20 protein-coding genes are annotated in these 19,053 nt (G+C 32.6%); 16 read left to right on the top strand and 4 right to left on the bottom strand.

Annotated elements, in window-relative coordinates:
• The first annotated feature begins 2 nt into the window (after positions 1-2).
• Entirely contained in the window at positions 3-1,019 is a 1,017-nt protein-coding gene (gap, locus tag Q4Q35_RS17785) for a type I glyceraldehyde-3-phosphate dehydrogenase (RefSeq protein ID WP_303279369.1), read from the top strand.
• 85 nt (positions 1,020-1,104) lie between these two features.
• On the top strand, positions 1,105-3,285 hold the full coding sequence (locus Q4Q35_RS17780) for an ATP-binding protein (RefSeq protein ID WP_303279368.1): 2,181 nt from the start codon (positions 1,105-1,107) through the stop codon (positions 3,283-3,285).
• Here Q4Q35_RS17780 and lpxK read toward each other — a convergent pair.
• Positions 3,275-4,285 carry a tetraacyldisaccharide 4'-kinase gene (lpxK, locus tag Q4Q35_RS17775; protein WP_303279417.1) on the bottom strand — a complete coding sequence of 337 codons (1,011 nt, stop codon included), beginning with the start codon at positions 4,283-4,285 and terminating at the stop codon, positions 3,275-3,277. The genes Q4Q35_RS17780 and lpxK overlap by 11 nt on opposite strands.
• Before the next feature lie 47 nt (positions 4,286-4,332).
• Between lpxK and Q4Q35_RS17770 the strand changes: the two genes are divergently transcribed.
• From Q4Q35_RS17770 to msrA, 3 genes are all read left to right on the top strand, one after another.
• On the top strand, positions 4,333-5,427 hold the full coding sequence (locus Q4Q35_RS17770) for a Nif3-like dinuclear metal center hexameric protein (protein WP_303279367.1): 1,095 nt from the start codon (positions 4,333-4,335) through the stop codon (positions 5,425-5,427).
• Positions 5,428-5,430: 3 nt separating this feature from the next.
• Entirely contained in the window at positions 5,431-6,210 is a 780-nt protein-coding gene (locus Q4Q35_RS17765; RefSeq protein ID WP_303279366.1) for a zinc ribbon domain-containing protein, read from the top strand.
• A 167-nt stretch (positions 6,211-6,377) separates the two neighbouring features.
• A complete protein-coding gene (msrA, locus tag Q4Q35_RS17760) occupies positions 6,378-7,040 on the top strand; it encodes a peptide-methionine (S)-S-oxide reductase MsrA (RefSeq protein WP_303279365.1) in 663 nt (220 codons plus the stop codon).
• A 102-nt stretch (positions 7,041-7,142) separates the two neighbouring features.
• Here msrA and Q4Q35_RS17755 read toward each other — a convergent pair whose 3' ends face one another.
• Entirely contained in the window at positions 7,143-7,943 is an 801-nt protein-coding gene (locus Q4Q35_RS17755) for a class I SAM-dependent methyltransferase (RefSeq protein ID WP_303279364.1), read from the bottom strand.
• A 36-nt stretch (positions 7,944-7,979) separates the two neighbouring features.
• Between Q4Q35_RS17755 and Q4Q35_RS17750 the strand changes: the two genes are divergently transcribed.
• Positions 7,980-8,627, top strand: a complete 648-nt coding sequence (locus Q4Q35_RS17750) for a hypothetical protein (protein WP_303279363.1) — start codon at positions 7,980-7,982, stop codon at positions 8,625-8,627.
• A 204-nt stretch (positions 8,628-8,831) separates the two neighbouring features.
• On the opposite strand, the gene Q4Q35_RS17745 is transcribed toward Q4Q35_RS17750, so the two are convergent.
• Together Q4Q35_RS17745 and Q4Q35_RS17740 are read right to left on the bottom strand one after the other, a co-directional pair.
• Complete coding sequence (locus Q4Q35_RS17745) at positions 8,832-9,251, bottom strand: (4Fe-4S)-binding protein (RefSeq protein WP_303279362.1); 420 nt, start codon at positions 9,249-9,251, stop codon at positions 8,832-8,834.
• A gap of 105 nt (positions 9,252-9,356) precedes the next feature.
• The gene (locus Q4Q35_RS17740) at positions 9,357-10,127 is read right to left on the bottom strand and encodes an IclR family transcriptional regulator (RefSeq protein ID WP_303279361.1); all 771 of its coding nucleotides are present in this window, start codon (positions 10,125-10,127) and stop codon (positions 9,357-9,359) included.
• Positions 10,128-10,303: 176 nt separating this feature from the next.
• Between Q4Q35_RS17740 and kynU the strand changes: the two genes are divergently transcribed.
• The 10 genes from kynU (at position 10,304) to Q4Q35_RS17690 (ending at position 19,028) form a co-directional block, all read left to right on the top strand.
• On the top strand, positions 10,304-11,575 hold the full coding sequence (kynU, locus tag Q4Q35_RS17735) for a kynureninase (protein ID WP_303279360.1): 1,272 nt from the start codon (positions 10,304-10,306) through the stop codon (positions 11,573-11,575).
• A gap of 422 nt (positions 11,576-11,997) precedes the next feature.
• Positions 11,998-13,416: an FAD-dependent oxidoreductase gene (locus Q4Q35_RS17730; protein ID WP_303279359.1), complete on the top strand. Its 1,419-nt coding sequence runs from the start codon at positions 11,998-12,000 to the stop codon at positions 13,414-13,416.
• A 58-nt stretch (positions 13,417-13,474) separates the two neighbouring features.
• On the top strand, positions 13,475-13,879 hold the full coding sequence (locus Q4Q35_RS17725) for a RidA family protein (RefSeq protein WP_303279358.1): 405 nt from the start codon (positions 13,475-13,477) through the stop codon (positions 13,877-13,879).
• Between the two features lie 39 nt (positions 13,880-13,918).
• Positions 13,919-14,272 (top strand): GIY-YIG nuclease family protein, encoded by a 354-nt coding sequence (locus Q4Q35_RS17720; RefSeq protein ID WP_303279357.1) that lies wholly within the window; start codon positions 13,919-13,921, stop codon positions 14,270-14,272.
• On the top strand, positions 14,269-15,708 hold the full coding sequence (locus Q4Q35_RS17715) for an aldehyde dehydrogenase (protein WP_303279356.1): 1,440 nt from the start codon (positions 14,269-14,271) through the stop codon (positions 15,706-15,708). The genes Q4Q35_RS17720 and Q4Q35_RS17715 overlap by 4 nt, the downstream gene beginning before the upstream one ends.
• Positions 15,689-16,153, top strand: a complete 465-nt coding sequence (locus Q4Q35_RS17710; protein WP_303279355.1) for a GNAT family N-acetyltransferase — start codon at positions 15,689-15,691, stop codon at positions 16,151-16,153. The genes Q4Q35_RS17715 and Q4Q35_RS17710 overlap by 20 nt, the downstream gene beginning before the upstream one ends.
• A complete protein-coding gene (locus Q4Q35_RS17705; protein ID WP_303279354.1) occupies positions 16,154-16,936 on the top strand; it encodes an SDR family oxidoreductase in 783 nt (260 codons plus the stop codon).
• A 63-nt stretch (positions 16,937-16,999) separates the two neighbouring features.
• Entirely contained in the window at positions 17,000-17,518 is a 519-nt protein-coding gene (locus Q4Q35_RS17700) for a 3-hydroxyanthranilate 3,4-dioxygenase (protein ID WP_303279353.1), read from the top strand.
• Between the two features lie 11 nt (positions 17,519-17,529).
• Positions 17,530-17,946, top strand: coding sequence for a PaaI family thioesterase (locus Q4Q35_RS17695; protein WP_303279352.1), 417 nt, complete (start codon positions 17,530-17,532; stop codon positions 17,944-17,946).
• Positions 17,943-19,028, top strand: coding sequence for an amidohydrolase family protein (locus Q4Q35_RS17690; protein WP_303279351.1), 1,086 nt, complete (start codon positions 17,943-17,945; stop codon positions 19,026-19,028). Before Q4Q35_RS17695 ends, Q4Q35_RS17690 begins: the two co-directional genes overlap by 4 nt.
• Positions 19,029-19,053: the final 25 nt, after the last annotated feature.

Genomic DNA, 19,053 nt, shown 5'->3' with positions numbered 1-19,053 from the left:
TTATGATTACTGTTGCAATTAACGGGTTTGGAAGGATTGGCAGACGTGTTTTTAGATTACTTCAAGAATATAAAAACATAAAAGTTGTCGCTATTAATGACTTAGCCGATACTAAAACCTTAAGCCATCTTCTTAAATACGATAGTATTCATGGACTATTCAATGGTACAGTATCATACGATGATAACAACATTATTGTAAACGAAGAAAAAGTTCCTTTATTAAATAACAATCATCCCAAAACCACCAATTGGGAACCATATAACATAGATTTTGTTATTGAGGCTACCGGAAAGTTTAAAACAAGTACTGAGTTACAAAATCATATAAACAATGGAGCAAAATGTGTTGTTTTAAGTGTTCCTCCTTTAGATGATACTATAAAAACAATAGTTAGAGGTGTTAACGAAGACTGCATAGATGGATCTGAAACCATCATTTCTAATGCCTCATGTACCACAAACAATGCGGCTCCAATGATTGATATTATTAATAAACTTTGTGGTATTAATCAAGCTTATATTACTACAGTTCATTCTTATACTACCGATCAAAGTTTACATGACCAACCCCACCGCGATTTACGTCGTGCCAGAGCAGCCGGCCAATCTATTGTACCAACAACAACAGGAGCAGCAAAAGCACTTACTAAAATATTTCCGGATTTATTAGAGGTTATTGGGGGATGTGGTATAAGAGTTCCGGTTATAAATGGTTCCTTAACCGATATTACTTTTAATGTAAAAAGAAATGTTTCAATAGATGATATAAACTATGCTTTTAAAGAAGCTTCCAAAAATCATTACAAAGGTATTTTAGAATATACAGAAGATCCTATTGTCTCTATTGACATAGTTGGAAACACACATTCTTGTATTTTCGATTCGGGTATGACATCTGTTATTGGAAATATGGTAAAAATAATAGGTTGGTACGATAATGAAACTGGATATTCTAAGCGAATAATTGATCTAATATGTAATTTGTCGGAAAAAAAGTGTACTTTGTCGATAAAATAGTTATATTTGTCAGTAATATTAAAAAATAATGTCCCAAATCAAAAACTACATATATATAATAACTATACTATTTAGTCTCAGTGCTTTGTCTCAAAAAACAATAGACGAAGACCCCGAGATACAGCAAAATAGTATTAACTACCGTATAGACCAGTCGCAAGTTGAATTGGAGAAATACAACTATTATGATGCTCAAAAAAATCTGGATGAAGCCTTAAAACTGGCTAAAAAATCGGATAATAAAAAAAGTATTGGAGTCATTTATGCCATTAAAGGGAAACTTCAACTTATAATTGAAGAGGAAGACAACGCCATACAATCGCTTAACAAAGCCATTGAAATGCAAAGAATTATAAATGATAACAAAAACCTAGGTAAATCTTATAAAATTTTTGGAGATGTCTATTTAACAAAAAAGAATTACCATCAAGCGCTCGACTCTTATAAAGCTGCTAAATCAAAATTTCAAGAAGAAGGTTTAAATGAAAATCTAGCTGAAGTTCTTTTAGCAGAAGGGAAAACTTATATGTTTTTAAAGAATTACAGAAAAGCAAGAGACATTATTGAGCAATCCTTAGCACAAGCAAAAAAAGGCGAATACAAAAAAACACAAAGTGATGCCTTAATTAACCATGGTAAAATTTATAGCAAACTTGGCGATTACGAAAAAGCTTTAGCTTTTGCCAGCGAAGGTTTGCAAATTGCGCAAGAAAATAACTTTACAAGTATACTTAATGAAGGATTTTTAGTTGTCAGTAATATTTATAATGCTACCGAAAACTTTAAACTTTCTAGAGAATATTTATATAAACATACTAACCTCTCAGATTCCATAAGGTCCTTAACACGTGTAAATTCTTCAAAAGACCAAGAAACACAGTACTTATTAAATGAGGCCAATGAAAAGAATATTGAGATCGTAGAAAAGTTAGAAAAAGCTGAAGACGATAAAAATTTAGGTACTTTAATTTCTATTTTGAGTGTTGCTTTAATTACCATTTTATCGCTGTTAACTTTATCGCTTTACAAAAACAATAACATTAGACTTAAAACCAATAATATGCTTCATAAAAAAAATGGAGAACTTATTATTGCTAAAGAAAAAGCAGAATTGGCATCAAAAACCAAAGCTAATTTCTTATCTACAGTAACTCACGAGTTACGTACACCACTTTATGCTGTTACCGGATTAAGTAACATGTTACTGGATGAAAACCCAAAACCAGAACAAGTTCAACATTTAAAATCATTAAAGTTTTCTGGGGATTATCTTTTAACGTTTATTAATGATATTCTTCAAATAAATAAAATCGAAGCAAATAAAGTTGATATTGAACCAGAATCATTCAACTTAAAAAAGAAAATAAATAATATTGTATTAGCACTTAACAATTCGGCACAAGACAACAATATTGAAATTCATTTTGAATACGATACTAATTTGCCCGAAAACTTTATTGCAGATCAATTAAAAATCTCTCAAATTCTCATTAATTTAATTGGTAACTCTATTAAGTTTACCAAAGACGGTGATATTTGGATTAGAGTTTATAAAATAGAAGAAAAAGATAATGTTTACACCTTACGCTTCGAAGTAGAAGATAATGGTATTGGCATTAGCCAGGAAAAACAAGACAATATGTTTGAGAGCTTTTCACAAGGTTCTATTCAAATAAACCGCAAATATGGCGGTACTGGTTTAGGGCTGTCTATTGTAAAAGGGCTAATTGATATTTTAAAAGGAAAAATTTACGTTAAAAGTGAATTAGAAAAAGGAACAACATTCTACTTTGAAATACCTCTTGAATATACCTCCATTGAAGAAGAAAAAGACAATAAAGTGACTTATTTTGATGGGGACGCGAGCAAATTAGATTTAACCAATGTTAAGATTTTAGTTGTTGAAGACAATAAAATCAATCAAATGATCACTAAAAAGATTCTTACTAAAATGAATCTTAAATGTGATATTGTAGACAATGGTGAAGAAGCGGTTGAAATGATTAAGGCAAACAAGTATGACATTATTTTAATGGATATTCATATGCCAGGTATTAGTGGTATGGAAGCGACCAAACGTGTTCGAGCCTTTGATAAAGAGTTAACTATTTTTGCTCTAACAGCAGTAACGATTGAAGATAAAATGCACGAATTTGAAGAAGCTGGTTTTACCGATATTATCCCTAAACCCTTTAAACAAGAAGAATTCGAGAAAAAACTTTACAATGCTTTGGCAGCTAATAACGACCAGTCTGCTACAGCTTAATTTTTAAAAAGTCTTTTATCAACTTATTTATTCTTACCTCATCATTAATTACAACGTTAATTGGGAGATAAAATAATTTATCTTTTAAAGATTCATATTGCTTTAAACGCATAAAATCCTTTTCAGTAGTCACTATTAATGCACGTTTGTTTAGTTCAATAATATCTTGTTTCGAAAAATCATGATGGTCTTTAAAGTTTAAATGTTCAAATTTTAAACCTTTATCACCTAAAAAATGAACTAAAGGGGAAGCATTAGCAATACCAGTAACTAAGGTAAAGTCCTCTAAATCTTCAACAGCCTTAGTAGCCTCACTAGAAATAACACTATTTGAATAGCTAATTGAACTAAAAAACACATGCTGATTAGTTTCTGGGTCTACTTGTTTTAAGATACTATTCTTTTCAGCTTCGCTTAAATCTTTTGGGCATTTAGTAACAATTATAATATTAGCCCGTTTAGCACCACTTCTAGGTTCTCGTAAATTCCCAGTAGGCAAAACAATATCTTTAAAATACGGGTTATTATAAGTAGTGAGCAATATATTAAATCCAGCTTTCACCTTTCTGTGTTGGAACGCATCATCTAGTAAAATAACATCTGGTTGTTTATCAATTAATTGCAATTGTTTAATCCCATTATTCCTGTTAGCATCAACCGCTACAAGTATGTCGTTTTTAAACTTATTATAAAATTGATAAGGCTCATCCCCTATTGATTCTGCTGTAGCATCGATATTTGCTAATTGAAAGCCTTCCGTTTTACGCTTGTAACCACGACTTAATGTGGCTACTAGATAATCATCCTTTAAAAGATTAATTAAATACTCAATCATAGGTGTTTTCCCTGTACCACCAACACTTAAATTACCAACACAAATAACAGGGAAGTTATAAGACACCGATTTTTTAATTCCGAAATCATATAATATATTCCTTAACCATGTTACTAAATAGTAAATGGGAACAATTGGTAACAAAATGTAACGCAAAAAAATCATCACAACGAATGTAATTATTTTATCTTTGAATTTAAACACAAATACGTATGATTGTTCAAGACATTATTAACTATTTAGAAGAATTAGCTCCATTAGCTTACGCTGAAGATTTTGACAATGTTGGTCTTTTAGTCGGTAATAGAAATGAAAAAATAACGGGTGTTCTTGTTACATTAGACACACTTGAAACCGTTGTAGACGAAGCCATAAAAGAAAACTGCAATCTCATAGTTAGTTTTCATCCTATTATTTTTAAAGGCTTAAAAAAGTTAACAGGTAAAAATTATGTAGAACGTGTAGTCATGAAAGCCATTAAACATGATATTGCTATTTATAGCATGCACACAGCTCTTGACAATGCATTACAAGGCGTCAATGACATGATTTGTAATCAATTGGAACTAATAAACAAACAGATTCTAATTCCGCAGTCAGAAACCATAAAAAAACTTACAACGTACGTACCCAAAGATGAAGCTGAGCAATTGCGAACCGCTTTATTTAATGTTGGAGCAGGAAATATAGGTAATTATAGTAATTGTAGTTTTAATGTAGAAGGCTATGGCACTTTTAATGGTAACGAAAATACTACACCAACAAAAGGAGAAAAAGGGAAAACACATACCGAACCCGAAACTCAAATTACGGTTACGTATGCTAAACATTTAGAATCAAAAATCATTAAAACCCTTTTTGAATCGCACAGTTATGAAGAAGTTGCTTATCAAATAACGACACTGGAAAATAAAAATCAGAATATTGGTATGGGTATGTTAGGCGAATTAAAAGATCCCATGAACGAGTCGGACTTCCTAAATTATATAAAAACCAGAATGAAAACTAAGCTTATCAGGCATTCTCCATTCATACACAAACCAATTAAAAAGGTAGCCGTGCTTGGCGGCTCTGGTAGTTTTGCCATCGAAGCAGCTAAAGCATCTGGTGCTGATGCTTTTATAACAGCAGATTTAAAATATCATGACTTTTTTATGGGAGAAAACCACATACTTTTGGCAGATATAGGGCATTATGAAAGCGAACAGTTCACAAAAAATCTTTTAGTAGCGTATCTTACAAAAAAAATTACTAATTTTGCAGTCGTTTTATCAAAGACAACTACCAATCCTGTTAAGTATTTTTAAAGTATGGCTAAAAAGAAAGAAGTAACTGTAGAAGAGCGTTTAAGAGCTTTATACGATTTACAACTAATCGATTCTCGTATAGATGAAATCAGAAATGTTCGAGGAGAACTTCCATTAGAAGTTCGTGATTTAGAAGATGAAGTAACTGGACTAAGTATAAGAGTCGAAAAACTTGTTGCAAGTTTAGAAGTAATCAATAATGATATAGCATCAAAGAAAAACATTATTGAAGAATCTAAAGCTTTAATAAAAAAGTATAGTGAGCAACAAAAAAATGTTAGAAATAACAGAGAATATAATTCTTTAACTAAAGAAGTAGAATTTCAAGAATTAGAAATTGAATTAGCTGAAAAGCACATTAAAGAATTTAAAGCTCAAATAGAACAGAAAAAAGAAGTTATAGCTGAAACAAAAGAGCGTTTAAAAGAACGTGAGACTCATTTAAAACACAAAAAAGGTGAATTAGATGCCATTTTAGCTGAAACTGAAAAAGAAGAGCAAGCTTTAATTGAGAAGTCTGAAGCTTACAAAACTCAAATAGAAGAGCGATTGGTTGCAGCTTATAACAGAATTCGCACGAATGTAAAAAACGGATTGGCCGTTGTACCAATTGAAAGAGGTGCTTCAGGAGGATCTTTCTTTACAATACCACCACAGGTACAAGTAGAAATTGCCTCTCGTAAAAAAGTCATTACAGATGAGCATAGTGGCAGAATTTTGGTTGATGCTGTTTTAGCTGAAGAACAAAAAGCAAAAATGGAAAAAATGTTTGCTAAACTTTAATCCATTATTAAATATATTTTTAAAGCCTTCATACTTATGAAGGCTTTTTTATGTCTTAGATTTTCCTTTGTCATGTTGACTATACGAAACATCTTCATTATAAATACTAATTAACCTTTTAAGGTTTTGTATTTTTATACGTCTATTAAAAAAGAAAAAATATCGTTATGAAAAAATTGATCATCTTTTTTGTTTTCGCACTATTATTTAATTGTCATAATACAGCACAAGTCAACCCAAAACAGCAAGCAGTTATTAATGCAGAACCTGTTGAAATTCCATTAAAAAATGGCAAAGCCAAAGCCTATTTTGCCAGTGGTTGCTTTTGGTGTGTAGAAGCTATTTACGAAAGCGTTAAAGGTGTAGAAGAGTCTATTTCCGGGTATTCTGGTGGCCATTCTAAAAACCCAACCTATGATGCTAGTAACACAGGAAGAACCGGACATGCAGAGGCAGTCGAGATAATATACGACCCTAATATTGTAAGTTTTGAAACTTTAGTTGATGTATACTTCGCTTCGCAAAACGTAACTCAGATAAACGGACAAGGTAATGACAGAGGCTCGCAATACCGTTCCATCATTTTTTATCAGAACGAAATTCAAAAACAAATTATTTTAAAGAAAAAAGAAGCTTTAGCAAAAAAACTAGGTGTTAAAATTGCTGCCGAAGTATATCCATTTCAAAAGTTTTGGGTTGCCGAAGATTACCATCAAAACTATGAAAGGTTACATCCCAATAATAGTTATATAAGAAATGTATCCATTCCCAGATTAAATAGGTTTAAAGCCAAATTTCCAAAAGAGTTATTAAAATCACAAGAACATTAAGATATCTCATAAAATATATTTCAAAACCAAATCATGCAATTTCTAATTTTTACCTAAAAATTATCTTTTTTGGTATTAAACAAACCTATCCATACAAAAGATTTACAACTTAGTAGCTTTTAATGTAAAAATCAACGGATATAATTTATCTTTAGTTACATACATCCCAGATTCAGTTTTCTCCAAACCCGTCAAGACATCATAAGGACTTTCATCATACTCTTTTAAATACTCAATATGCAAACCAGCTTCTGTTAAAGCAGAAACAACTTCACCCAAACCATGATTCCACCCATATTCTTTACTAATCATCTTTGATTCTTGGTTAGCATAAGTCCCCTCATATTCTTCATAAATAACGTCATCTTGCATGTAACCATATTTCATAACAGGTTTATCTTCTAAATAATCAAACATCCAAACTATAGGATGAAATTCAGCCATAAAAAACGCCCCCCCCTTTTTTAAACGTTCAGCAATCATTTGCCCCCAAGGTTTTAAATCAGGCAACCAACCAATCACACCATAACTTGTAAAAACAATATCAAATGTATCTCTTACAAACTCAGACGTATTTAAAACATTGCAACAAACAAATTCAGCATTTAAGTTTAGTTCTGTATTTAAACGTTGTGCTAGCTTAATACCTTCATCGCTTAAATCAACACCAGTACATTTGGCTCCCAACCTGCTCCAACTTAATGTGTCTTGCCCAAAATGGCATTGTAAATGCAAAAGTGATTTCCCATGTACATCTCTCAAAGCTTCCAACTCATAAGGCATTAAAGACGATTTACCTTTCTTAAAGTCATCCAAATGATACATATCACTTTTAGCATGAATTGCTACTTTCTCATTCCATGTTCTTTTATTGGTTTTAAAATAATTTTCGTTTACATTCACAACTGAATTACATATCTGTTTTAAAAATTCTAAATTATGAAAAAAATACTGTTTATAGTAAGCCTAATAAGCCTTTGCTATTCTTGCAAACAAAAAGAAGAGAAAGCATTAGTTGTTACCGAAACTTCAATAGCAGAAAAAATTGCAAATGCTCACGGTTTTGAGCATTGGAAAAACGTTTCTGAAATCACCTTTACTTTTGGAGGAAAAAGAAACTGGACATGGAACCCAAAAACAAACGATATCACACTAATAACAAAAAAGGACACCATACATTACAATAGAAAAACTATTGATAGTACATCTCAAAAAGCAGATCGTGGGTTTATAAATGACAAATTCTGGTTACTTATTCCATTTCAATTGGTTTGGGATACCAGTGCCGGTATTTCCGATCCTATAAAAACAGAAGCCCCTATAAGCAAAACAGAAATGAATAAAATCACTATAACTTATTCCAAAAAAGGCGGTTATACCCCTGGTGATGCTTACGATATTTATTTCGATAAAGATTATATCATTAGGGAATGGGCATTTAGAAAAGGAAATAAAGCAAAAGCCGGCCTTATTAATACCTTTGAGAACTATCAAGATTATAATGGAATAAAACTAGCTTTAGGCCATACAAAACAAGCAGGCAATCAAGGTGTTAAATTCACTAATGTAAAAGTAACGTTTCAATAATTTTGGCATAACCTTTGCTATTTAATTAATAATTAATTTAGTCTTGATGAAATTAAAACATCCAACTTACGACTAAGATCGTATATAAAGTATAAATAGAATTTTCCGCATTTGCGTCTATATATATTAAAAAGCGCTTTAATCAATGGTTAAAGCGCTTTTTTCCTTTTTAGTATTAATATTTTGGGATCTCTTTTTAATATATTAGTCTTTAAAACCTTGCTTTACATGCGCACCATCACAAAAAGGCTTGTTTTCTGAAGCTCCACATCTACAAAATGCAGTGGTTTTATTTTTAGTTTCCTGGGTGCCATCTTTATAAGTTACATTTAATGTACCATAAACCAATAAAGGCCCATTCTCTAAAACCTCAACTTTTGTCTCTAAAACTTCTGAGGTTTTATCACCTTCAGCATTCATATAAAAACGTAATGCGCCAGAAGGGCATTGTTTTACCAGAGCTATAATAGCATCTGTAGAAGCAGCATCTATTTTAACCCATGGTCGTTCTCTTGGTTGGAATACTTCAGGCAAACCTTTGGCACAAATTGCAGAATGTATGCATTTCTCAGCTTCCCAAACAACAGTCGTTTCTCCGTTTGAATATTCTTTTATTTTACCCATATCAAGAAGTTTTACTAAAGATACAAAATGATTATTTAAAATATTTACACTTTGCTATTAGCCTTAAACAGAACAAACCCCATTTTAATTTAACCTGAGTTAAATTTAATTGTAATCACGTATATGTGCCTCTATTTCAAAAGCACCTTTCTTTATAATAGACAAATAAGATTGTATATTTTCAGGTTTAAATCGACTTGACGGCCCCGAAACACTTATCCCTGCTACGATTTTTTTATCTTTATTAAAAACTGGTATAGCAATACAAATAAGACCTAATTCAAGCTCTTCCATATCTAATGCATATTCTTTTTCTCTTATTTGCTTAAGCTCCGTCAATAAACCATCAGAACTAACAATAGTATTTAAAGTACAGGTCTTAAGTTTTACATGCTTTAAATAATCTGAAATTTGATCTGTAGAAGAAAAAGCTAAAAGCACTTTACCCAAAGCTGTACAATATGCATCTTGAGAAGACCCTATTTGTGTACTAACCTTTAACCCCAGTGGACTTTCTACTTTATTTAAATACAAAACCCGGCTATTATTTAATACACCAAAATGTACCGTTTCTTTAATTTCTTTAGCAATATTTTCTAAAGGAATTCTGGAGTAGTATCTCAATGATTTATGTACAGATACTAAATTCCCTAATTCAAATAATTTAAGTCCCAAAATGTATTTATCGTTATCATTCTTTTGTACAATATCCAAGGCTTCTAGTGTACTTAATAAACGATAGGTAGTCGTTTTGTTATAACCTGTTTTTTTTGCCAATTCACGTACACCCCATGCTTGCTTATCATTTAAATACACATCTAAAAGCTTAAAAGCTTTGATAACAGATAAATTTAAATCTTTGTTAACGTCTTTCATAAGGGCAATGCCGATCAAACTACCTTTTACAATAGAGAAATCAAATAGTTTTTATTATTCAAAAATAAGTATTATTTTTGAAACAGTGTTTCGTATTATGAAACGATTTTACAAAATAGAACAAAATTTTTCATTAGTAAAATCATAAATTTTAATGTTAAATCATTGGCTCTAAAATGCATAAAGCAACTTTAGATTACGCAAAGAAGCAAGATGAATTAGATGAACTTTCTAATTACCGGAATCTATTTCATATCCCAAAAGACAAACATGGAAATGAATTGATATACATGACGGGAAACTCACTCGGACTTCAACCAAAACAAACAAAAGCATACATAAATCAAGAACTAGAAGATTGGGCCAATTTAGGTGTAGAAGGGCATACAGAAGCAAAAAATCCATGGTTACCATATCATGAGTTTTTAACCGAAAGTATGGCTAACATTGTTGGTGCTAAACCTATTGAAGTCATTACCATGAATACATTGACTGCTAATCTTCACTTCATGATGGTATCGTTTTATAAACCAACAAAATCACGCTATAAAATAATTATTGAAAGTGATGCATTTCCATCCGATAAATATGCCGTAGAATCACAATTACGGCATCACGGTTTCGATGACAAAGAAGATCTAATTCTTTGGAAACCTAGAAAAAATGGCGCACTATTACACTATGACGATTTAGAAGCTATTCTTAAAAAGCACGGTAACGAGGTAGCATTAATTATGATTGGTGGTGTAAACTATTACACCGGACAATATTTCGACTTAAAACACATTACACAACTAGGACATAAACATGGCTGTACCGTTGGATTTGATTGTGCGCATGGTGCAGGAAATGTAGCACTGAATTTGCATGATTCTGGAGCAGATTTTGCCGTTTGGTGCACCTATAAATATTTAAATTCCGGCCCCGGTAGTTTAGCAGGGTGTTTTGTACACGAAAAACATGCATATCGTAAAGACCTAAATCGTTTTACGGGTTGGTGGAGCCATAATAAACAAACACGTTTTAATATGCGCCAGGAGTTTGATTTGCTCCCGGGAGCCGAAGGGTGGCAACTTAGTAATCCACCCATATTATCAATGGCTGCCATTAAAGCTTCTTTAGACATTTTTAACGAAGTAGGCATAAAAAAACTAACCAATAAGTCTAAAAAATTAACAGGCTACTTTGAGTTTTTACTAAAACAGCTGGGAGAAGATGTTATTAAAATAATAACACCTCAGAATCCAAAAGAACGTGGTTGCCAACTATCCATACAGGTTTTAAACGCAAATAAAGCGTTACATAATAACTTAACAAAAGCAGGAATAATAAGTGATTGGAGAGAACCCGATGTCATTCGTTGTGCTCCCACTCCACTATATAATTCATTTCAAGATGTTTATCATATAGTTGATAAATTGAAAGATATATTAAATAAGAAAAACTGAAACAACATAAACCTTGTCTGCAAAGCACAAAATATTAATGATAAAAAAAGCCTCAGTGCATAATTTTTCAGAAACATTATTGTCATCAGATAAATCTCTTTTAGGTCTCTTATTTTTTTTAAAACGTGAAAAATTTGATTATTTAATAATTACAAAAAAAAGAATATTGTACATTATAAGAAATAAGGTTATTAAGAATATTTCATATAATAATAACTCTAAAGTTAATTTTGATTCGAAACAAAACAGAATTGAATATTATGATAACCAACAAGAAAAAGAATATATTGAGTTATACGATTTTAGAATTACTCTTGAGGAAATTCAACAAATAAAAAATGCGCTAAACAAATTTTATTTAATCAGGTAATTCGTTTATAAATCATACTTAATTAAGATTCCCTCTGATAGTAATTGACTCTATGAACAAAAAACAAAATATACTTATAATAGGTGCTGGTCTTTGTGGTTCTCTCCTAGCCTTACGTTTAGGTCAAAGAGGTTATAATGTTTCAGTTTATGAAATGCGCCCGGACTTACGAAAAGTAGATATTAGCGCAGGGCGTTCTATAAATTTAGCTTTTTCAAATCGTGGCAATAAAGCTATGAAACTGGTTGATATAGAAGATAAAGTAAAAGCAATTTGCATTCCAATGACTGGTCGTATGATTCATGATAAAGAAGGCAATGCGTTTCTATCTAATTATAGTGGACGCGATCATGAATACATCAACTCTGTGTCTCGTGGTGAGCTTAATGCATTACTTCTGGATGAAGCAGAAAAACATGAAAATGTTTCTATATATTTCAATAAAAAATGTAAATCGGTCAATTTTAAAAAAACAACCGCATTATTTAAAGATTACGAGACAAAATCCGATTTTGTAGAGGATGCCGACGTCATTATTGCCACAGATGGTGCTGGATCTGCCATGAGAAAGAGCTACTATTTAGGTAAAACATTTTTATTTAGTTTTTCGCAAGACTACTTAACGCATGGTTATAAAGAGCTTAGTATTCTACCAACCGAAACCGGTGATTATAAAACTTATAAAAATGCATTACATATATGGCCTCGTGGTACTTTTATGCTTATTGCATTACCAAATTTAGATGGTAGTTTCACAGTCACTTTATTTTTAAGTTACGACGATGGGGCATATAATTTCAATAATTTAACCACGCCCGAAATCGTTTCAGAATTCTTTCAAAAAGAATTCCCAGATGCTTTGCAATTAATGCCAAATCTTGTTAAAGACTTCTTTAATAATCCAACAGCACCATTAGGCACTGTAAAATGCTCGCCTTGGCATTATAAAGGTAATACCTTATTAATGGGTGATTCTGCTCATGCTATTGTTCCTTTTTACGGACAAGGCATGAATGCCTCTTTTGAAGATGTTGTGGAATTCGATGCTGTTTTAGATCAGAATTTAGAAAACTGGGAAGCTGTATTTAAAGCCTATGAAAAAAACCGCAAAAAAGACACAGATGCTATTGCAGATTTAGCCATAGATAACTTTCATGAAATGAAAGACCACGTCGCTAACCCTATATTCCAAGAAAAGCGTAAATTAGAAATGGCTTTAGAAAAGAGCTTTCCAGACGAATACTCATCAAAATACTCGTTAGTTACATTTAATGAGAATATCGGTTATAGAGAAGCTATGCTAAAAGGACGTGCCCAAGACAAAGCTATTTTAAATATGTTAACAGATAAAGAGCTCTCAATTACGCATGATATGACAAAAGATGCATTAAAAGTTATATTAGAAAAAGTTAAAACAGCAACCCAAGATATTCTAGAAGAAGACAAAATTGCTGGACTTAAAAAGAGTTAGGAAAAAAATTAATGAAAATAAACCCCATATTAATATGGGTTGACAAAATATATATAAAATGAAAAGTAGCAATGTAACACCCAGAGGCGCTTACCCACACACCAAACGAGTAGGTGATTTCATATTTGTATCAGGCACTAGTTCACGCAAAGCCGACAATACGATTGCTGGTGTTGATATTATTGATAACATGGGTACCAAGCGTTTAAATATTGAAGTACAAACCCGTGAAGTTTTACAAAATATAGAAAAGAATCTAGCTAAAGAAGGCGCTACTTTAAAAGATGTAGTGGACGTTACATCATTTTTAGTAAACATGAACGATTTTGCAGGCTATAATAAAGCTTATGCTGAGTTTTTTGATAAAGAAACAGGGCCAACCAGAACAACAGTAGCCGTACACCAATTACCACATCCAGATTTAGTAGTAGAGATTAAGGTTATGGCTTATAAGAAACAATGATTTTTAACTAAATGTCTCCTCGCAGTCGAGAGGTTAATTATGAAAACGTATTATGTATACATACTAAAATGTTCTGATGGATTAACCTATACAGGAGTTACAAATAATATTTTAAGACGCTTTGTAGAACACCAAAACGGACTTGACAAAAGTTGTTTCACTTTTAAAAGAAGACCTGTCGAATTAATTTTTCATCAAGAGTTTAACGACATCAATCAAGCTATTTATTTCGAAAAGAAAATTAAAAATTGGAGTGCAAAGAAAAAGTTAGCTTTAGCTAATGAAAATTTTGATTTGTTACAAATTTTAGCTGAATGTAGAAATGCAACACATTCAAAATATAATCCAGAAACCGAGCAGGTCTCGACTGCGCTCGACCAGACAGGCCAATGAACATACAGAATTATATAAACGGTCAATTCCATAATCCAGCCTCAAACGATTGGATAGATAACTATTGCCCAGCAAATGGCAAAGTCTATGGACAAATACCGAACTCATCAAAAGCCGATGTAGAAAACGCCTATATCGCAGCAAAATCTACATTTCCGACTTGGTCTCAAACCACTCTGGAAGCACGAAGCAGAATCCTCATCAAAATTTCAGAATTACTGGAAACTAATTTACAACGCTTTGCAGAAGCAGAAAGTAAAGACAACGGCAAACCTGTTAGTTTGGCAAAAACAATCGATATTCCTAGAGCAGCAAGCAACTTTCGCTTTTTTGGGAATGCCATTACTCAATTTGCAAGTGAGAGTCATGAAAGTGTTGGTCTTGACGCTATAAATTATACATTACGTCAACCCATTGGTGTGGTAGGTTGTATTTCACCCTGGAACCTCCCACTCTATCTCTTTACCTGGAAAATTGCTCCAGCTATTGCAGCAGGAAATTGTGTAGTTGCCAAACCCAGTGAGGTTACCCCTATGACAGCTTATTTATTAGGTGAAATCTGTACAGAAGCCGGTTTACCTAAAGGAGTTTTAAATATTGTTCATGGTTTAGGTACAACGACAGGGCAAGCCATTATAGAACATCCGGACATTAAAGCTATTTCGTTTACAGGAGGAACAACAACAGGTGCACATATTGCAAAAGTAGCAGCCCCTTTGTTTAAGAAATTATCGTTGGAACTCGGAGGTAAAAACCCAAACATCATTTTTGCAGATTGCGATTATGACGACATGCTAGAAACAACAGTACGCTCATCTTTTGCTAATCAAGGTCAGATTTGCTTATGCGGAAGTCGCATTTTTGTTGAAGCATCCATTTATAAAAAATTTAAAACTGATTTTATTAAAAAAGTAAAACAGCTTAAAGTTGGCCACCCCTCTAAAGAAGACACAAATATAGGTGCTTTAGTATCTAAACCTCATCTGGAAAAGGTCATGCAATATATTGCTATCGCCAAAGAAGAAAACGGAATGATTCTTTGTGGAGGAAATAAAATGACAATAACGGGTTACGAAAATGGTTATTATTTAGAACCTACAGTTATTGAAGTATCTACAGACGAATGTAGAGTAAATCAAGAAGAAATTTTTGGTCCCGTAGTAACGATGATGCCTTTTAACACGGAAGACGATGCTTTACAGATCGCCAATAAAGTTAAATATGGACTATCTGCTACCTTATGGACAAATAATCTAAAACGTTCTATGAGAATGAGCAATCAGCTACAATCTGGCATCGTTTGGGTCAATACATGGATGTTACGTGATTTACGAACTCCTTTTGGTGGTATTAAAGCCTCTGGTATTGGACGTGAAGGTGGATTTGAAGCGCTTCGCTTTTTTACCGAAGCTAAAAATGTATGTATTAAATATTGAAACTATGGTAGCCCTTGAAAACAATATTTATTTTTCGTCTCAAACCAAAGACATGGATTTAAATTTAATCTGTAATTTTATAAAAAACTCATATTGGGGATCATCCCGAACCTTTGAAGAGCAAAAAATGGCCATAGAGAACACAATAAACTTCGGTTTGTTTATTGATGGGAACCAAATTGCTTATGCTCGTGTTATGACCGATAAAGTTTTTTTTGCTTATCTAATGGATGTTTTTGTTATTAAAGATTATCAAGGAAAAGGATACTCTAAATTATTAATTGACAAGATCTTAAATTTTCCTGAATTAAAAGCAATCGATAAGTGGATGCTGGCGACAAAAGATGCGCATCTGCTTTATAAAAAATTTGGGTTTACGTCAGTTAAAAGCCCTGAAATGCTTATGGAAAAAATGAGTACTCGTGCTAAAAAAATATACGAATAAATGAATTTAAATTTAAACAATAAAAACGCCTTGGTATGCGGAAGCACTCAAGGCATCGGCAAAGCAACAGCTATAGCATTAGCACAAGAAGGTGTTAATGTAACATTAGTTGCTAGAAATAGAGATAAACTTAAAGCTGTTTTAAATGAATTACCCGAACATGGGAACCACAGTTTTATAGTAGCAGATTTTTCAGATCCCAGAGATTTGCAAGAGAAAACAATTAAGTTTATTAATGAAAATCATGGGTTTCATATTCTTATTAATAATACAGGTGGACCAAGAAGCGGTCATATTTTAACCGCCAGTTTAGAAGAATTTGATAATGCGTTTATACAACACCTTAAGTGCAATCATGTTCTAGCACAGGCTACTATTCCATTTATGAAAGAAGAAGGATTTGGAAGAATTATAAATATTATTTCCACCTCGGTAAAAGAGCCTATACCGGGTCTTGGTGTTAGCAATACTATAAGAGGAGCCGTTGGTAATTGGAGTAAAACCTTATCTAACGAAGTTGCTTCATTCGGTATTACGATAAATAATGTGTTGCCGGGTTTTACAGAAACCGAACGTTTAACAGAAATTATAGAAATTAAGGCAAAAGGTGCTGCTGTTTCGGTTGAAGAAATGACTAAAATAATGAAAACCCATACCCCAATAAAACGTTTTGCCAAGCCAGAAGAAACCGCAAATGTGATTACGTTTTTAGCCAGCGAAGCTGCAAGTTATGTTAATGGAATTAACGTCCCTGTTGACGGTGGACGAACAAAAAGTTTGTAACTTTATAAAGATGAATTCAGTATATAATTACATCTAAACAATAAAAAAACAAAATATAAATAGATGAATAAGTTAGTTTCTCCTTTAAATTTTAAAGCTTGGATTGAAGAAAATAGACATCTTTTAAAACCTCCTGTGGGTAACAAATGTGTATGGAAAGATGGTGATTTTATTGTAATGGTTGTTGGTGGGCCTAATAACAGAAAAGATTATCATTACAACGAAACTCCTGAATTTTTCTATCAGGTTGAAGGCGATATGGTTTTAAAAATTATTGATGGCAATACTCCTAAAGATGTTCATATTAAGGAAGGAGATATTTATTTATTGCCGCCAAAAGTGCCGCATTCTCCACAACGTGTAGCTAATACAGTTGGATTGGTTATTGAGTATCCGCGTTCTAAAAAAATGAAAGACGCCCTAGAGTGGTACTGCGAAAATTGTAATAATTTGCTTTACAGGAAAAAGTTTAAGCTTGACGATATAGAAACAGACATGCCAAAAATATTTGATAAGTTTTATAGCAACAAGAAAAAACGTACCTGTAAAAGTTGTGAAAATATTATGCAACCTCCTAAATAGATTTAGCAATAATGATTGAAGCTATAAAACAAAGTTATAACAAACAAGGGTTTATGAAAACACTTGGTGCCGAGTTAGTTTCAATTAAAGAAGGAGAAGTTATCATAACATGCCATTTAAATGACACACTAACACAGCAACACGGCTTTTTTCATGCTGGAGTACTTACTAGCATAGCAGACGTAGCCTGTGGATATGCAGCCCTAAGTGCCATGCCAAAAGGTTCTGATGTACTTACTGTTGAATTTAAAACGAACTTTATAAAAGCTGCTAAAACAGATAAAATTATAGCCAAAGGACACGTAATTAAATCCGGTAAAACACTTACATTTTGTGAAGGTGTTGTAACCAATGTCGAACAAAATATAACGTATGCAACCATGCAAGCCACTATGATTTGTCTAAGGTCAAACCAACAACATAAATGAAACGTAAACTACGCATAAACGGTCATTCACATTTACTTCCATATCCGGAACAGATTCCTGAATTCATGAAAGAAAAGGAAATATTTTGGGTAGACGACGAACGTAAATACATGCTTCAAAAAGGTTGGAGACGACCTGTAACAGATTCCAGTTTCTTTTTACATGAAAAATTAGAATGGATGGAACGTAACAAATTAGACCATGCAGTAGTTTTAAACTTATCGCAACTTTACGGTAATGGACTGCGTTTAGAAGAAATGAAAAAAGCGCTCCGTTTTCAAAACGATTTTAACGCAAAAGTACAGCACGATCATCCGGAAAAGTTTACCTGTGGTTTTGTAGTACACCCAGGGTTTATACATGGAGCTTTATACGAAATTGAGCGCTGTGTAGAAGAATTGGATATGAAAGTATTGTGCTTACCAACTCATTTTATGGATTCTATTGGACAATGGCGATCTGTTTTTGACCAAGAAAACGATGCTATTTTTGAATTGGCTAATAAATATAAACTAGCTATCGAAATACATCCTTACGATGGTGATAAAATGATAAATCTGGAAAATTCCTCATGGCGGTTTCACTTAATATGGATGCTGGCACAATGTGGTGATGCTTATCATTTTTACACGTTAAATGGCATGCAAGAACGTTTTCCTAACATAAGAACCTGTTTTGCACATGGCGGACAACTGGCTCAAATGAATTTAGGAAGACGTATTCAAGGTTTTGATGGTAGGCCGGATTTGTTTAAAGGGAAACACCATCCTAGAAAAGCTGTTGGACACCCGAATATTTATTTTGATACTTTAGTGCATGATACCGATTCATTAAAACTTATGATAGACCGCCAAGGCAGTAATCAAGTAATTATGGGGTTAGATGACCCTTATCCTTTGGGCGAAATGGAAAGTGATGCACAATCTTCTTACCCTGGGAAATTATTAGACTTGGCCATAGAGAAACGTGTTATCAATAAAAATCAATATGATGACATATGGGAAGACAATGTATTGCGTTGGTTATTTGGTAATAATGATATTGAAAAACAAAAATTGGTGAGCAGAATTCTAGCTAATTAGTATATACAATTTTTGATTTTATTAG

It is taken from the genome of Flavivirga aquimarina, assembly GCF_030540835.1.
In the GTDB taxonomy this organism is placed as follows: domain Bacteria; phylum Bacteroidota; class Bacteroidia; order Flavobacteriales; family Flavobacteriaceae; genus Flavivirga; species Flavivirga aquimarina.
This window is presented reverse-complemented; position numbering and strand designations above follow the sequence as displayed.

What these genes read in the sequence shown, in the direction of transcription:
- Q4Q35_RS17725 (WP_303279358.1), top strand. Translation starts at nt 13,475, where the DNA reads ATGAAAAGTAGCAATGTAACACCCAGAGGCGCTTACCCACACACCAAA.
- Q4Q35_RS17750 (WP_303279363.1), top strand. Translation starts at nt 7,980, where the DNA reads ATGAAAAAAATACTGTTTATAGTAAGCCTAATAAGCCTTTGCTATTCT.
- lpxK (WP_303279417.1), bottom strand. Translation starts at nt 4,285, where the DNA reads ATGATTTTTTTGCGTTACATTTTGTTACCAATTGTTCCCATTTACTAT.
- Q4Q35_RS17720 (WP_303279357.1), top strand. Translation starts at nt 13,919, where the DNA reads ATGAAAACGTATTATGTATACATACTAAAATGTTCTGATGGATTAACC.
- Q4Q35_RS17770 (WP_303279367.1), top strand. Translation starts at nt 4,333, where the DNA reads ATGATTGTTCAAGACATTATTAACTATTTAGAAGAATTAGCTCCATTA.
- Q4Q35_RS17700 (WP_303279353.1), top strand. Translation starts at nt 17,000, where the DNA reads ATGAATAAGTTAGTTTCTCCTTTAAATTTTAAAGCTTGGATTGAAGAA.
- Q4Q35_RS17745 (WP_303279362.1), bottom strand. Translation starts at nt 9,251, where the DNA reads ATGGGTAAAATAAAAGAATATTCAAACGGAGAAACGACTGTTGTTTGG.
- Q4Q35_RS17765 (WP_303279366.1), top strand. Translation starts at nt 5,431, where the DNA reads ATGGCTAAAAAGAAAGAAGTAACTGTAGAAGAGCGTTTAAGAGCTTTA.
- Q4Q35_RS17730 (WP_303279359.1), top strand. Translation starts at nt 11,998, where the DNA reads ATGAACAAAAAACAAAATATACTTATAATAGGTGCTGGTCTTTGTGGT.
- gap (WP_303279369.1), top strand. Translation starts at nt 3, where the DNA reads ATGATTACTGTTGCAATTAACGGGTTTGGAAGGATTGGCAGACGTGTT.
- Q4Q35_RS17705 (WP_303279354.1), top strand. Translation starts at nt 16,154, where the DNA reads ATGAATTTAAATTTAAACAATAAAAACGCCTTGGTATGCGGAAGCACT.
- Q4Q35_RS17710 (WP_303279355.1), top strand. Translation starts at nt 15,689, where the DNA reads ATGTATGTATTAAATATTGAAACTATGGTAGCCCTTGAAAACAATATT.
- Q4Q35_RS17695 (WP_303279352.1), top strand. Translation starts at nt 17,530, where the DNA reads ATGATTGAAGCTATAAAACAAAGTTATAACAAACAAGGGTTTATGAAA.
- kynU (WP_303279360.1), top strand. Translation starts at nt 10,304, where the DNA reads ATGCATAAAGCAACTTTAGATTACGCAAAGAAGCAAGATGAATTAGAT.
- msrA (WP_303279365.1), top strand. Translation starts at nt 6,378, where the DNA reads ATGAAAAAATTGATCATCTTTTTTGTTTTCGCACTATTATTTAATTGT.
- Q4Q35_RS17715 (WP_303279356.1), top strand. Translation starts at nt 14,269, where the DNA reads ATGAACATACAGAATTATATAAACGGTCAATTCCATAATCCAGCCTCA.
- Q4Q35_RS17740 (WP_303279361.1), bottom strand. Translation starts at nt 10,127, where the DNA reads ATGAAAGACGTTAACAAAGATTTAAATTTATCTGTTATCAAAGCTTTT.
- Q4Q35_RS17690 (WP_303279351.1), top strand. Translation starts at nt 17,943, where the DNA reads ATGAAACGTAAACTACGCATAAACGGTCATTCACATTTACTTCCATAT.